Origin of the sequence: Novosphingobium mangrovi (assembly GCF_022818885.1) — a bacterium.
Classification (GTDB): domain Bacteria; phylum Pseudomonadota; class Alphaproteobacteria; order Sphingomonadales; family Sphingomonadaceae; genus Novosphingobium; species Novosphingobium mangrovi.
Genome location: NZ_JALHAT010000003.1, coordinates 316,469 through 330,770 on the forward strand (window position 1 = coordinate 316,469; position 14,302 = coordinate 330,770).

Consider the following 14,302-nt stretch of genomic DNA (forward strand, 5'->3'; position numbering starts at 1 on the left):
TGGCCCTATAATTTCCGACTGGGCTGGGGGCAAGGCCGGATCTTCCCGGAAATCGGGCTATTTCAGCTCCTGCAAATCATTATCAAGAGGCCTCAGTGGCCCACCTTCTTGCGCAGATCTTCCGCGAAATCCGCGAGTTTGTGCGTGCCTTCGCTGGTCGCCTCGCCAGCCTGCTCGATGCGCTTGCCGCTCTTGCGGGCGATGGAGGATGCAAATCCCAGCGCTGCAGTGGCCAATTTTTCAAGCTTGCCCGCGGCGTAGTCGCCCGCGTGCTCGGCGCGCTCTTCGAGTCCTTCGAGGGCCGCGTGCGTCTCGTCGCTTGCGCGGTGGCCCAAGAGACGGATCTCGTCGCCAGCGCGCTTGCCGAACAGGAGGGTGGTGGTGCCTGCCGTCTGGGCAATGCTGACGGCACGCGTGGCGGCGCCGCGCGTCATCCGGCGCGGGAGGAGTGCGGCTACGGCCGCGCCTACCGCAAGGCCGCCGGCCACGGTGATGACCGGGTGGCGCTTCACGAAGCCGATCACCTTCTCGGAAGGACGTTCGTCCTTGCTCGAGGAGTGCAGGGCCACGATGTTGCCCGTATTCGCGCTGGTTGCCGAAGTGGCGGGGGTGGTGGGTTCGCTGTCAGCCATTGTCGGTGTCCTCTTCATGGTCGTGATCAAGCCGCAGCAGCGTCTCGACCCAGGAGATTACGGGATTTCTGAATATCCAAAGCGCCAGCGCGGCGAGGGTTCCGCCCACGACCGCCGGGTTGTCCTCGACGACGGCCACGGCTTCGTCGAAAGCGCCGCGCGCGGCCTCGACGGTCTCGTCGAGGATGCGCCCGGCAAGGCCGCGCTCCTCCATGTCGGCGCGGATCGCGCCGTAGCGCGCGTCGAAGGCGTCCTTGGCTGCGTTGCGCACCTCGCGCTGTGCCATCACCTCTTGGGCCGAACTCTTCATGGCCGAGCCTCTTCGCTGGTCGTGTTGGCGATGACGCGCTTCATGGCGCCGAGCTTGCGCTTGGCATTCATTGCGCATAGCCCCGCCAGAACGGCAAGTCCAAGTGTGACAACGGCCATTGCACCCCAGGCGCCGATCACCTGGCCAAGTGCGATGACGAGGCCGACCACGGCCGCCATGGCCGCAAAGAAAAGCAGCACAAGCCCGATGACGAGCAGGGCCACGATCTTCTTGACCTGCTGCCCGGCATAGGCCGCGCGCGCTTTCTGGAAGCCAAGTTCGGCCTTGGCGAGGACCTTGGCCTCATCGGCAAGGAGGCGCAGATCCTCGGCAAGGGTGACGTCGTCGGTTCCCGGGCTCGGCTCGGTCCCCGGCGGGGGTTGGTGAAGCATCAATCAGGCTCGGTCGTCAGGGGGGATCAGCTGCTTTTCGAAAACAGACGGCCCAGGACGTAGCCTGCGGCCACGGCCATGCCGACCGAAAGTGTCGGATTGGAGCGCACGAAGGCGCGGGTGTCCTCGCCCAGTTCCTCGAACGACTTTTCATCGAGGCGGGCGGCCGCGTCCTGCATCGACTTGGAGGCGGAGCGCGCATAATCGCCGTACTTCACGCCCGCCTTGTCGTCGATGTAGGCGACGTTGTCGTCGATGACCTTGGAGAGGCGCACGATGGCCTTGCTCGTCTGCGCCTTGCCTTCCACGGCGTATTCCCCGGCCTTGGCCTTGGCGTCGGCGGCAAAGGCGTCGGCCTTTCCGCGTGCCTCATCCGAGCAGTGCTTTGCTTCCTCGTTCAGGCTGTCCTTCTTCTGGGAGAACTTGGCGCGATACTCGTCCGCAAGGGCGTGGGCGCCAGCCTTGGCTTCGTCGACCGCCTTGGTGAAGTGGCTCTTGGCGGCATCCGCGCCAGGGGTCGTCGTGTCGTCTACGGTGGATTCGACCATCGAGGTTTCCTTCCTTTGCCCAATCGCCGCAGTCTGCCTTTGCCCCGGCATGGCGTGCGGCGTCTGAATGATATGGTGTGCACACAGGGTAACACAAGCTACTCAATAATGCTGCAACGCAACTTGTCACAGGTTGTTCCGCTGCTTAGAGCGCCAACCAGAGTCACTGGAACGTGGCGACAGAGGAGGTTTCGAAAATGACCGCGATCATCGATATTCATGGCCGTGAAATTCTGGATAGCCGTGGCAACCCCACCGTGGAGGTCGACGTGCTGCTGGAAGACGGCAGCTTCGGCCGGGCCGCTGTGCCCTCGGGCGCGTCGACGGGTGCGCATGAAGCGGTCGAACTTCGTGACGGGGACAAGGACCGCTACCTGGGCAAGGGTGTGCTCAAGGCCGTGGACGCGGTCAACGACGATATCGCCGAGTGCCTGATCGGCCTCGATGCCGAAGACCAGCGCGACCTGGACCTGGCGATGATTGATCTCGACGGGACCGAGAACAAGAGCCGCCTGGGCGCGAACGCGATCCTGGGCACCAGCCTGGCGCTTGCCAAGGCGGCCGCGAATGCCCGTGGCTTGCCGCTCTATTCCTACATCGGTGGTGTCTCGGCGCATGTGCTGCCGGTTCCGATGATGAACATCATCAACGGCGGCGAGCACGCCGACAACCCGATCGATTTCCAGGAATTCATGATCATGCCGGTCGGCGCCGGTTCGATCACCGAGGCCGTGCGCTGGGGCGCCGAGATCTTCCACACGCTCAAGAAGGGTCTGTCGGAGAAGGGCCTGGCGACTGCGGTCGGTGACGAAGGCGGCTTTGCCCCCAACCTTGCCAGCACGCGCGATGCGCTCGACTTCGTGATGGCCTCCATCGAGAAGGCCGGCTTCAAGCCCGGCTCCGACATCCAGCTTGCCCTGGACTGCGCCTCGACCGAGTTCTTCCGCGAGGGCAAGTACGAGATCAGCGGTGAGGGGCTCTCGCTCGCCCCCGCCGCTTTCGCCGACTATCTTGCCGATCTGTGCGCGGCCTACCCGATCATCTCGGTCGAGGACGGCATGGCCGAGGACGACTTCGAAGGCTGGAAGGCGCTCACCGAAAAGGTTGGCGACAAGGTTCAGCTGGTGGGTGACGACCTCTTCGTGACCAACCCCAAGCGCCTGACCATGGGCATCGAGCAGGGCCTCGCCAACTCGCTCCTCGTCAAGGTCAACCAGATCGGCACGCTGACCGAGACCCTGGAAGCCGTCTCGATCGCGAACCGTGCCGGTTACACGGCGGTCATGTCGCACCGTTCGGGCGAAACCGAGGACGCGACCATTGCCGACCTCGCTGTTGCCACCAACTGCGGCCAGATCAAGACCGGCTCGCTCGCGCGTTCGGACCGGCTTGCCAAGTACAACCAGCTCATCCGCATCGAGGAAGAGCTGGGCGGCGCGGCGCACTACGCCGGTGCCGAAGCCTTCAAGGTTTCGCTTGGTTGATAGGCAGACGCGGCAGGCGCACGCGTCGCACAAAGGCGCGGTGCTCCTTGCCCAGAGTTGAAGAAGCCCCGGTGCCGCATTGGTATCGGGGCTTTTTTATTGCATCTTGAGGGCCGCGGTAGTGCCGCCTTCTTCGAGCAGGACCACCGAGCGCGAGGCGGCGGTGAAGTATTCGAGCATAGCTCCGTAGCCACGCGCACTTAACTTCACGTAGACGCGGCGGGCATCGCCGGGGTCAGCTTCGCGCAGGAGAAGTCCCTGTTTTTCCAGGATCGTGATCCAGCGCAGTGCGGTGGTGGAGGGCACGGCAGAGCCGATGCACGCGCTCGTCACCGAAACGCTGCGCCGTTCCTTGGCCGCAATGAACAGGTCCAGCAGGATATCCCAAGCCGGTTCGCCAAACAGGTCATCCGACTGGAAGATCTTGGAGCGTCGCCGCCGATCCTCGTACGTTTGGCGGGCGAGTTCCACCCAGATGGGATGGTCCTTTCGGCCCGTGTCGTTGGCGGACGTGGCTGCCTTCAGGCGCCGTGTATGCCCATCGGCTGCGGCAAGATCGGGCAGGACATCGAAGGGCGAGGCACCCTCGGGTGCGTCGTCGTCAAGTTCGAGCTGGCGCGCCATGGCCAGGAGCTCGTTGGCGATGCCGATCAGGCGGATCGCCTTGTTTCGGTTTCGCATCCTCTGGTCTGTATTTTCCATCAGTCCGGATCACCGTCGCACAAGGAGTGGGTGGTCCGATGGGCCGGATGGCCAACCGGGAGCCGAGATCCACATCGACGTCGGAGCAATCCTGCGTACAATTCCTGACTGAGCCGCATCCCATGGTGCTTGCGGCCTTTAAGTCCCGTCCTGACGAATTCTTGCCCCGATCGTCTGACATGGCCCAACAACCTTAAGCGCGCTTACGGGACCGCGTCTTTACGAGGTTATTCCATTTCGGTTGCAGTTGGCAGCAGTTCGAGCGATCGGTTGAGCAACGTCACGGCTGCATCGAGGTGGGCTGCGGCCACGCTTTCCCCCGCCATGTCGAGCTGGGCGAGGCGGTCGTAGAGATCATCGAGCAATTCCTGCAATTGAGCCCGGTCCTTCATGGTGCCGTTTCTCCTGTCGGCTGTCGGTGTACCGGCTGCGACCCCGGGTTTGGCTTCTTATGAACGCCCCCTGCATCGAGCGTTCCGAGCCAGATGTCACATTAACATCCGTTATGGCTCTAAAACGCCATATGGCCCCTTCTTAGGGCCATTCGAAGGCGGGGCAATCGGGGTTTGCGCGCTGTTGCGTTTCGGGACTGGTGCAAGGGCGAAAGCTACCGTGGTTTAGTGGTCGGGGCGCGCACGAAAAAGGGCGCCGGGCCAGTGCCGCGGCGCCCTTCGCAAGGCGGTGGTGATGCCGTTTTCAGCGGCCGAACTTGTCCTGCAGCTTGAGCAGGGCAAGTGCCGCCTTGGCCGCTTCGCCGCCCTTGTCCTTCTGCGCCGGATCGGCGCGGACGAGGGCCTGCTCTTCGTTCTCTACGGTCAGGATGCCGTTGCCGATGGCGATGCCGTCCATGGTCAACGCCATGATGCCGCGTGCGCTTTCGCCCGCGACGATCTCGAAATGGTAGGTCTCGCCGCGGATGACGACGCCAATGGCGACATAGCCATCGTATTCACCGGCGCCGTCGGCGAGGGCGAGGGCCCCGGAGATCTCGAGCGCGCCGGGAACGGTGATGACATCGACCGAGTGCCCTTCGGCTTCCAGCGCCTTGCGGGCGCCTGCGACGAGCATGTCGTTGAGGTGGTCGTAGAAGCGGGCTTCGACGATGAGAAAACGAGCCATGGTGGTAGCTTCCTTAGCTTTCGCTGGACGTGATGGGGCGTTCGCCGACGATATCGAGGCCATAGCCTTCGAGCGCGACGAGCGAATGACGGGTGTTGGTCAGGAGGATCATGTCGTGGATTCCCAGTTCGGCCAGGATCTGCGCGCCCACGCCATAATCGCGCAGTTCCTCCAGGTCCGGATTCTTTCCATCGCGGAACTGGCGCTTGAGGTCCATCACTTCGGAGAAAGATTGCGACATCGGGCTGTTGATGACGACGATGACGCCCGAGCCTTCCTCGGCGATGATCTTCATCGAGCGCTGCAGGAGGTCGGAGCGATCCTGCGATTCCTCGCCGAAGATGTCGACGAAGGTGGAGAGGGTGTGCATGCGCACCAGTGTCGGCTGCGTAGGGTCGATGCGGCCCTTGACCAGCGCGATGGTCTCATCGCCGGTCGCGCGGTTGTGGTAGCAGCAGGCTGTCCACTGACCGCCATGGCGGCTCGTGAAGGTCAGCTCGTTGGTCTTCTCGACCATGCGGTCGTGCTTGCGGCGGTAGGCGATGAGATCGCGAATGGTCCCGATCTTGAGGTCGTGGAGCCGCGCGAAGCTGACCAGATCGTCCATACGGGCCATAGTCCCGTCGTCTTTCATGATCTCGCAGATCACGCCCGAGGGATTGAGTCCGGCGAGGCGCGAGATGTCGACTGCGGCCTCGGTGTGGCCGGTGCGCACGAGAACGCCACCATCACGAGCGCGCAGCGGGAAGACGTGGCCGGGGGTGACGATATCGGCCTTGGACTTGGTGCCGTCGATGGCAACCGAAACGGTGCGGGCACGATCGCCGGCGGAGATGCCTGTGGTGACGCCTTCGCGCGCCTCGATCGAAGTGGTGAAGGCGGTTTCGTGCCGGGTGCCGTTGTGCTGGCTCATCAGGTCGAGGCCGAGTTCGTCAACGCGCTGGTTGGTGAGCGAGAGGCAGATGAGGCCGCGGCCGTGGGAGGCCATGAAGTTGATCGCGGCAGGCGTCGCCATCTGGGCCGGGATGACGAGGTCGCCTTCGTTTTCACGATCCTCGTCGTCAACGAGGATGAACATGCGGCCGTTGCGCGCCTCGTCGATGATCTCCTCGATGGGGACGAGGACAGGGGTCTCGTCGTTCGAGAAGAGCACATGTTCGAGCTTGGCGAGGGTTTCGGTGGTGGGGTTCCAGCTATCCTCGGTGCAGTCGCGCAGGGTATTGGCGTGGAGGCCTGCGGCGCGGGCAAGTCCGGCGCGGCTCATGCCGCCTTCGGTGATGAGCTTGCGGACCTGGTCGATGACTTTGGAGGGCATTGGTCTTTCTCACATTGCGATGTGCGGCCGTTAGACCTTTATCACATCACAATGCAAGGGGCGAATATCCGATGTTCAGCTATCGAGGCGTTGACGCGCCAGACGCGCGCGACGAACCTTGTGCTGCTCGAGATCCTCGAGCGTGGGGATCGTGTCATCGAGAATGTCGGCCAGAACCGCGCCGCGCTCGCCAGGAGGGCGTGTGCGGCCCGCGGTCGTGTCGCGGAACACCTGGCGCTCGATCTCGGCGTTGAGGAGGGCGCCCAGGAGGACTCCGTAGGCCGAGAGGTAAAGCCACATCAGGAAGACAACGATGGCCGAGAGCGATCCATACGTGGCGTTGTAGTCGCTGATATAGGCGACATAGAACGAGAAGCCGAAGGAGATCGCCAGCCACAGGAACGTCGCCAACATCGCGCCGGGCGCGAGCCAGCGCCACTTGGCGGGGCGCCGGTCGGGCCCGAAGCGCATGATGAGGGCAAAGCCGCAGGTGCCAAGGATCAGCGCGGCGAGCCATGTCAGCCAAGTGAACAGGGTTGCGGTCGAGGTGCCCAGGTAGAACGAGGCCTGGCGTTGCAGCCAGGTGAAGACGCCGCCTGCCAGGACGCCGGTCAGCGCGATGAAGACGGCGGCCAGGGTCAGGCTCGCGGCGCGGAAGGAAACCGCGATGGTGCCGCGCGTCTCGTGCTCCTCGTTGACGATGTTGAGCGCGCTGATCATGCCGTTGGCCGCGCGCATCCCGCCGAAGATGGCGAAGAACAGGGCAATGACAAGGGCGAGGCCGGTAACGCCCGAGCTGGTCGAAACGATCTGGATGAGCTGCGCCTGAAGGACCTGGGCGACTTCGGGCGGGACGACATCGACGATGCTCTGCATCTGCTTGCGCACGGTGTCGGCATCGCCGACCAGACCGTAGATCATCACCGTTGCGGCGATCAGCGGGGTCAGCGCGAGGAAGCAGTAAAACGCCAGTCCTCCTGCCAGAAGGCCCAGTTCATGGAAGCCGGCCATGATCCAGACCCTGCGCAGGATTCGCAGCCAGGCGCGCGGCGGCATCTGCAGGGGCCAGTTGGAATCCGCACCGGGCGGGGCGTCAGGGGGGAGATAGTCCTCGGTCATGCGCTAACAAACTGAACGGGAACCATTGTGGTTGCAATGCGATAAGGGTTATCGGCGGTGTGGACACGGCCTTGGCGCGCATGGGGACAGAAACAGCGTTGTTTATGAACGGACTAAGCGATACACCTTGTCTCCGTACCCGAACCAGGGGGGCACGTGTTATCCGCTGCGGCTGCGCACTTCTGTCACTTTCGGTCGGCCTGGCCTACGCCGCGCCCGTTCTGGCGCAGGAAAACCAGGTGCCGGGCGATCCGGCCATACAGGAGCGTGCCGAGGAGCCCTCCTCGCTGAAGGCCGGTGCGATGGATGTGCCCGCTTTGCCGGACGCGTCTGATTTGCCCGAGGTCGAGCCCGTCATTGATGACGAGGAATTTAATTCCCGGGTGCCCGATCTGGGCGCGAGCGAGGATCCCGAACTCGACAAGCCGCTCGAATCGATCGCCGATTTCGAACGCCGCATGGCCGGTGATGGCGAGAATGCGGGCGCGTCTGCGCCTGCGCCTGCGCCAGAGGCTCCCGTACAGACGGTGCAGTCGCTCCCCGACGATGCGCAGACGGTCCGCCAGATCGAAAACGCACCCATTCGCGACGCCGAGCTTTCCGAGCCTTTGCCGCCTCTCGACCAGTTCGAGGTGACCCCGGTCGAATTTGCCGAGGAGGGCGGTGAGGAGGAGCAGGGCGAGGTGCGCTACCGCGTCGAGCTCGAGGGGCTTGAAAGCGCGGACGAGGAAAGCCCGACGGCGATCAAGAGCATGTTCAACTCGCTCTCCGCCCTCGAGAAGGGCGACGGGAAGGCGAACAACTCGGCCATGGTTTCGGCCCGTCTTGAGGAGGATGCGCAGCTTCTCCAGAGCCTGCTCGAAGCCGATGGCTGGTACACCCCGCGTATCCGCACGCGCCTTGCGCCCGCGCGCGACAGCGACGAGGGCGATCTCACCGCGCGCATTTCGGTAGTTCCCGGGCAACGCTTCACGTTCTCGGACATCGTGATCGAGGCCGATCCGACCGAGCCGGAGGGCCTGATTGCGGACAACATGCCGCTCAAGGTCGGAGAGCCGATCGTGGCGCAGCGCGTGCAGGGGGCCGAAGCGCGCGTGGCAGTAGCCCTGCCGCAGAACGGTTATCCTTTCGCCAAGGTCGGCCAGCGCGATATCCTGCTCGACCGCGATACGGGCGATGGCGTCTACACACTGCCCGTCGCGATTGGTCCGCGCGGACGTTTTGGCGGTATCACCACCGATGGCGACACGGCCTTCGATGCCGACCACGTGGAAGTGCTGGCGCGTTTCGAGGAGGGCGATCTCTACGACAGCCGCATGGTCGACGATCTGCGCAAGGCACTCATCGGCACGAGCCTGTTCTCAACGGTCGCGGTCGAGCCTGAACAGACCGGCGAGGTGCTGGAGGACTGCACCGAGGCGGTGCGCCTCCACGTCAAGCAGGAGAAGGGACCTGCCCGCACGATTGCCGGCTCGCTCGGCTATGCGGCGGGTGAGGGCATCACCGCGCAGGCGGCCTGGACCCACCGCAACATGTTCCCGCCCGAAGGCGCTGTCAGCTTCAACGGAATCCTCGGCACGCAGCAGATGGGGCTTGGCAGTACCTTCCGTCGCTCCAATGCGGGCCAACGCGACCGCACGCTCGAACTGACCGCCGAAGCTTTCTACAACGATTACGACGCGTATGACGCCTACACCGGACGCCTCGCGGCGCGCATCAGCCGCGATTCCACGCCCTTGTGGCAGAAACGGCTGACCTATGGCGTCGGTGTCGAACTGATCGGTACGGCCGAGACCGACTATCGTCCGGAAACGGGTGATCGCAGCCGCCGCACCTACTACATCGCGGGCGTCAACGGTCAGGTTGGATGGGACACGTCCGACAGCCTTCTCGATCCGACCAGGGGCTTTCGCCTGACCACGCTGATCCAGCCAGAGGCGACCCTCAACAAGGGGTTCAATCCTTACTTGCGCGCGCGCATCGATGGCTCGGCCTACTACCCGGTGACGGACAGCCTGGTGATCGCCGGGCGCGTCCGGTTCGGCACGATCCAGGGGGTCGGTCTGTTCGATCTCGCGCCCTCGCGGCGCCTCTATGCCGGTGGCGGTGGCTCGGTGCGCGGCTTTAGCTATCAGGGGCTTGGCGAGCAGGCCCCCGATGACCGTCCGGTCGGTGGGCGCAGCCTCAACGAGGGCTCCGTCGAGGCCCGCTACCGTTTCGGAAACTACGGTGTGGTTGCTTTCGTCGACGCGGGCCAAGCCTATCGCGAGACCATGCCCCAGTTCAACGATATCCGCTACGGCGTGGGTATCGGCGGCCGCTTCTATACCAATTTCGGACCGATGCGTCTTGATGTGGCGACGCCGATCAACCGGCGCCCAGGAGAATCTTCCATCAACGTCTATGTCTCCATCGGGCAGGCCTTCTGATGGCCCAGGACGAACTTCCCGACACCGGCGAAACCGACGCTGTGGAAACCACCCCGACCAAGCCGAGCCTGTGGCATCGCGCGCGCGTACGGCTCGTGAAGACGGTCGTCGCGGCGGTACTGGGTATCGTGGTGCTTGTTGCGGCCGTGATCTTCGGCATCGACACGGGACCAGGACATCGTTTCGTGGCCGAGCAGATCGCGGGCCTCACCTTCGAGAACGGCATGCGGCTTCGCGTAGGTCGGATCGAGGGCTCCCTCTACGGCGAGATGACGCTGCATGACCTCTCGGTGCGTGACACCAAGGGGGAATTCCTCTTCTCGCCCGAGATCCACGTCGACTGGCGGCCCTTTGCCTATCTCCAGAACCACGTCGATGTGCGCAGTGCGACCGCGGACCAGATGGTTCTGCGCCGCGTGCCGGTGTTCAAGGAAACCCCGCCGAGCGAAGGCCCGCTGCTTCCCGATCTCGACATCGACATCGGCGAGCTGCGGATCGACCGTTTCATCGCCGAGGCGCCGGTTTCGGGCGAGCGCCGGATCATGGCACTCTCGGGCGAAACGCATATTTCCGATGGCCGGGCCATCGTCGATGCCAAGGGCGCGACGATCCCCATCGAAGGCAAGGAGGGGGGCGATAGTTTCCTCGTGAAACTCGACGCTCAGCCTGCGAAGAACCGCCTTGGTATCGATCTGGATCTGAAGGCGCCCACCGAGGGTGTCATTGCCGCGCTGGCCGGTTTCACGCAGCCGATGGATCTGGCGCTGACCGGCAAGGGTGACTGGGCGAGCTGGGATGGCACGCTGGAAGGCACTTACGGCGGCGCACCGCTGGCGGATCTCGCTCTGCGCGCGCGCGACGGCACCTTCCAGGTCCGCGGAGACACGCAGGTTGCGCGTCTTTTCGAAGGGCCGACAGCGGCCCTGCTGGGGCCGATCACCCGACTTGATGTAACCGCCGCGTTGGCCGAGCGCAGCATGGCGCTCCAGGGGCAGGTCAGCAGTGATGCTTTCCGTCTCGTGCCTGCGGGCCGGATTGACCTGTCCGACAACACCTTCGAGGACTTCACGCTCGACTTCACCTTGCTCAGCCCTTCGGTGCTGACCGAGAACCTGCACGGTTCCGGGGTCGATGCCCATCTTGCCCTCGATGGCGCCTTTACGACGCCGTCCGTGGACTATGAAATCACGGCTGCGCGCCTCGTCATGAACGATATGGGCCTGCAGGGCTTCACCGCCAGCGGGGCGGCTACGGTCGATGCCGAGCGGATTCTCATTCCTGTCTCGGCACGCGTCGCCCGGATTACCGGGCTCGACGCGGTCGCCGGAGGAACCCTGGAGCAGGTGCGCCTTGATGGCGATGTTGCGATCAAGGGGACGCGCATCCTCTCGGACAACATGCGCCTGCGCTCTGACCGCATCGATGCCGGGCTGCTCCTGGCCGCGGACATGAGCGAGGGCTTCTATACCGGCGCGCTCGATGGCCGGATCGACAACTACGAGCTTTCCAGCGTCGGCATCTTCACGATCAACGCCGACATGGAGCTGAAGGGCGAGGGTGCGAACTACGGTCTCGACGGTACAGTCAAGGCGCGTTCGACCAAGCTCCTGAACGAGAACGTCGCGACCTACCTTGGTGGCGATTTCGCGGTTTCCTCGCGGGTGCGCTATGGTGCGGACGGTGTGGCGCGCTTTTCGAATGTCAATCTGACCGCGCCCTATCTCAACGTGCGTGGCGGATCGGGCCTGTGGTCGCCCGATGGCCGCATCGCCTTCAACGCCGATGGCACGTCCGAGCAGTACGGCGCTATTGCGGTGCGGGTAAAGGGTACCATGACTGATCCCGATGCACGCCTCACGGCCGAACGGCCGGGGCTCGGCATTGGGCTGGCCAATGTCGATGCGCGCGTGACCGGGGCGAAGGGCGGCTATCGTCTCGATATGACGAGCGATACCGACTATGGCCCGCTCAAGGCCGACGTCACGCTGGAAATGGCCAAGGCCATGGCGGTGCAAATCAATTCCGCTACGCTTTCAGGAATCGATTTCGCCGGACGCCTTGTCCAGACCGCCAGTGGGCCTTTCGCAGGTCAGCTGAGCGCCTCGGGCAATGGGGTCGGCGGCAAGGTCGATCTTTCGGCGGACGGCGAATACCAGGCGGCGAAGTTCAACCTTCGCGCCAAGGACACGGTATTCCAGGGGCCTGCAAATCTCGCCATCGGATCGGCTATCATTGATGGGCGTGCGGTGCTCTACGATCAGCCACTGCTCGTCGCGGACGCGCAGGTGTCGGGCGTCAGCATGGGCGAATACGATCTGGCTGCAGGCCGCGTGCTGATCGATTACCGCGACGGTGCGGGGAAGGCGAAGGGGCTGATCGAGGGTGTAAGCGGCATTCCCTTCCGGCTTGGATTCAACGCCGAGATGCAGCCTGAGTTGTGGCGGGTTGCCCTGCGCGGTCGGATGCGCGGACAGACCGTCAAGACGATCAACCCGGCCCGCATCGCGATCAAGGAGGATGGCTACGAGCTTCTGCCCAGCGCCGTCTCGATTGGCGGAGGCACCTTGCGCCTCTCGGGTGACTATGACGCGGGCATGTCTCTCAAGGCGCGGCTCGAAGGGCTCGATGTCGCCATGGCCAATGCCTTCATGCCGGGCCTCGGCCTTGGGGGCACGGTCAATGGCAGCGTCGATTTCGCGCAGGAGAATGCAGCTGCCTTCCCGCAGGCCGATGCACGCCTGACGCTTGCGAACTTCACGCGGACCAGTTCCAGCACTGTGAGCGAGCCGGTGAACATGAATCTTGTCGGCAAGTTGCTGGCCGACGGGGCAGAAGTGCGCTCGGTCGTGCGCCGCCGAGGCAGCGTGATCGGCCGTATGGCTGCCAACCTGCGGCCGCTTCCGGCGAGCGAAGGCCCGTGGATGACGCGGCTTCTCGAGGCGCCCTTGAGCGGTGGTATCCGCTACAACGGGCCTGCTGCGACGCTGTTTTCCTTTGCGGGCCAGCCTGGCCAGTCGCTGACGGGCTCTGTGGGGCTCGCTGCGGACTTCTCCTGCAAGCTCATGGACCCATGCCTGGAGGGTGTGGTGAAGGGCCGAGGGCTGACCTATGAGAACCAGGCCTACGGGACGCGCCTCTCGGAGATGGATCTGGAAGGCGCCTTTACCGGGGATCGCTTTGCCCTGCGCTCGCTGACCGGCAAGGCTGGCGATGGCACGATCCAGGCGAGCGGCTTTGTCAGCCTCTCTGCAGCCGGCGGTTATCCGATGGACATCAAGGTCGAACTCGACGATGCGCGCCTCGCCAAGAGCAGTTCGCTGTCCGCCAGCGCCAGCGGTTCGCTGCGTTTCCAGAAGAAGCCCAGCGAAACGCCGCTCCTGTCGGGTGAAATCCGGCTTCCCGAAACGCGCTACCAGATCGTGATGGACAGCGTCTCCGAGGTGCCCAAGCTGACCGGTGTGCGCTTCAAGCCGCGCCGTGGGCCGGTGCGCGTGACGGGCGACGAGGAAGCGGAAAGCATGGCGGGCGCCTTCGGCAACATCCGGCTCGACCTTCATCTTCTTGCGCCTGAGAAGCTCTACGTCTCCGGCATGGGCCTGGAATCGGAGTGGTCAGCGGACTTCTCCATCAATGGTACCAGCAGTGAGCCGACGATGGCAGGGCAAGTGGAGCTTGTTCGCGGGACCCTGGGTTTCGCAGGGCGCTCCTTCGATCTCAGCGAGGGTCTCATCACCTTCAATGGTGGCCGCACAATCGACCCCACGGTTGCCATCACGGCGACCGAATCGATCGAGGATGTCCAGGTCAGCGTGATTGTCTCGGGCCAGGCCTACGATCCGCAGTTCGACTTCAACTCCTCGCCCAGCCTGCCCGACGACGAAATCGTCTCGCGCATCCTGTTCGGCAGCTCGGTGGCGAACCTCTCGGCGATCCAGGCCGTTCAGCTCGCTTCCTCGCTCAACTCGCTGCGCGCTTCGGGGGGCGGTCTCAACCCGCTCGGATCGCTGCGCTCGGCGACCGGGGTCGACCGTCTGCGTATTCTGGGCGCGGATGAGGACAGCGGGCGCGGAACGGCGCTTGCCGCAGGTCAGTACCTGACCGATGACATCTACGTCGAACTCATCACCGATGCCCGCGGGTTCACCGCGACCCAGCTGGAGGTCAGCGTGACCAACTGGCTCTCGGTCCTGAGCCAGGCCGGTGGTTCGGGCGTCAACAGCGTCAACGTGCGCATCCGGAAGGATTATTGATG

The 14,302-nt window shown here is 64.2% G+C and carries 12 protein-coding genes; 3 read left to right on the top strand and 9 right to left on the bottom strand.

Features of this window, described 5'->3' with window-relative positions; all coding sequences use genetic code 11:
* Positions 1–92: 92 nt before the first annotated feature.
* Genes MTR65_RS03760 through MTR65_RS03775 form a run of 4 tightly spaced genes read right to left on the bottom strand, consistent with a single transcriptional unit; the run spans position 93 to position 1,882 of the window.
* A complete protein-coding gene (locus MTR65_RS03760) occupies positions 93–632 on the bottom strand; it encodes a hypothetical protein (protein ID WP_243797191.1) in 540 nt (179 codons plus the stop codon).
* Positions 625–942: a hypothetical protein gene (locus MTR65_RS03765; protein WP_243797193.1), complete on the bottom strand. Its 318-nt coding sequence runs from the start codon at positions 940–942 to the stop codon at positions 625–627. Before MTR65_RS03765 ends, MTR65_RS03760 begins: the two co-directional genes overlap by 8 nt.
* Entirely contained in the window at positions 939–1,334 is a 396-nt protein-coding gene (locus MTR65_RS03770) for a phage holin family protein (protein ID WP_226635591.1), read from the bottom strand. Before MTR65_RS03770 ends, MTR65_RS03765 begins: the two co-directional genes overlap by 4 nt.
* A gap of 26 nt (positions 1,335–1,360) precedes the next feature.
* A complete protein-coding gene (locus MTR65_RS03775) occupies positions 1,361–1,882 on the bottom strand; it encodes a hypothetical protein (protein ID WP_226635589.1) in 522 nt (173 codons plus the stop codon).
* 197 nt (positions 1,883–2,079) lie between these two features.
* Between MTR65_RS03775 and eno the strand changes: the two genes are divergently transcribed.
* A complete protein-coding gene (gene eno, locus MTR65_RS03780) occupies positions 2,080–3,366 on the top strand; it encodes a phosphopyruvate hydratase (RefSeq protein ID WP_226635587.1) in 1,287 nt (428 codons plus the stop codon).
* Between the two features lie 96 nt (positions 3,367–3,462).
* On the opposite strand, the gene MTR65_RS03785 is transcribed toward eno, so the two are convergent.
* The 5 genes from MTR65_RS03785 to MTR65_RS03805 all read right to left on the bottom strand — a co-directional run bounded on the left by MTR65_RS03785 (position 3,463) and on the right by MTR65_RS03805 (position 7,621).
* Positions 3,463–4,068 (bottom strand): helix-turn-helix domain-containing protein, encoded by a 606-nt coding sequence (locus MTR65_RS03785; RefSeq protein WP_243797195.1) that lies wholly within the window; start codon positions 4,066–4,068, stop codon positions 3,463–3,465.
* Positions 4,069–4,295: 227 nt separating this feature from the next.
* Entirely contained in the window at positions 4,296–4,460 is a 165-nt protein-coding gene (locus MTR65_RS03790; RefSeq protein ID WP_243797197.1) for a hypothetical protein, read from the bottom strand.
* 304 nt (positions 4,461–4,764) lie between these two features.
* Positions 4,765–5,187, bottom strand: coding sequence for a 6,7-dimethyl-8-ribityllumazine synthase (gene ribH, locus MTR65_RS03795; protein WP_243797199.1), 423 nt, complete (start codon positions 5,185–5,187; stop codon positions 4,765–4,767).
* Positions 5,188–5,200: 13 nt separating this feature from the next.
* Positions 5,201–6,502 (bottom strand): 3,4-dihydroxy-2-butanone-4-phosphate synthase, encoded by a 1,302-nt coding sequence (gene ribB / locus MTR65_RS03800; protein WP_243797201.1) that lies wholly within the window; start codon positions 6,500–6,502, stop codon positions 5,201–5,203.
* Positions 6,503–6,577: 75 nt separating this feature from the next.
* Positions 6,578–7,621 (bottom strand): YihY/virulence factor BrkB family protein, encoded by a 1,044-nt coding sequence (locus MTR65_RS03805; RefSeq protein WP_243797203.1) that lies wholly within the window; start codon positions 7,619–7,621, stop codon positions 6,578–6,580.
* 104 nt (positions 7,622–7,725) lie between these two features.
* Here MTR65_RS03805 and MTR65_RS03810 point away from each other — a divergent pair, with 104 nt between their 5' ends.
* Positions 7,726–10,050: an autotransporter assembly complex protein TamA gene (locus tag MTR65_RS03810; RefSeq protein ID WP_243797206.1), complete on the top strand. Its 2,325-nt coding sequence runs from the start codon at positions 7,726–7,728 to the stop codon at positions 10,048–10,050.
* Entirely contained in the window at positions 10,050–14,300 is a 4,251-nt protein-coding gene (locus MTR65_RS03815) for a translocation/assembly module TamB domain-containing protein (protein WP_243797209.1), read from the top strand. The genes MTR65_RS03810 and MTR65_RS03815 overlap by 1 nt, the downstream gene beginning before the upstream one ends.
* The last annotated feature ends 2 nt before the right edge of the window (positions 14,301–14,302 follow it).